Here is a 508-nt window from a genome sequence, read left to right as displayed (position 1 = left end):
CCTCGGCCTCGAGGGCGCCGCCGTCGTCATCTCCTCCCGCAAGAAGAAGAACGTCGACGAGGCGGTCGTGGGCCTCAGGGCGAAGGGGATCACCGTCGTCGGGGTGGTCTGCCATGTCTCCATCCCGGAGCAGCGCAAGAACCTCATCGACACGGCGGTCAAGAATTTTGGGCATATCGACATAGTTGTCTCCAATGCTGCTGCCAATCCTTCCGTAGATAACATATTAGAAATGAAAGAGCCTATCCTTGACAAACTATGGGATATTAATGTTAAGGCATCTATTCTTCTTCTTCAGGATGCTGCTGCATATTTGCGGAAGGGATCATCCGTGATATTGATTTCTTCAATTACTGGCTATAATCCAGAACCAGCATTGTCGATGTATGCTGTTACAAAAACTGCCCTGCTTGGTCTCACAAAGGCTCTTGCTGCTGAGATGGGGCCAAATACTCGTGTTAACTGTATAGCCCCTGGTTTTGTTCCTACAAATTTTGCTCGTTTCCTC

The 508-nt window shown here is 49.6% G+C and carries 1 protein-coding gene; it reads left to right on the top strand.

Going from position 1 to position 508, the window contains the following annotated elements:
* Positions 1-508, top strand: a 508-nt coding sequence (locus tag NK662_RS24865; RefSeq protein ID WP_254761393.1) for an SDR family oxidoreductase, incomplete at both ends; no start/stop codon positions are given.

It is taken from the genome of Ectobacillus ponti (genome assembly GCF_024294785.1).
GTDB classification, from domain to species: domain Bacteria; phylum Bacillota; class Bacilli; order Bacillales; family Bacillaceae_G; genus Ectobacillus; species Ectobacillus ponti.
The sequence above is the reverse complement of the archived record's forward strand: the minus strand, read 5'-3'. Positions and strand labels throughout refer to the sequence as shown.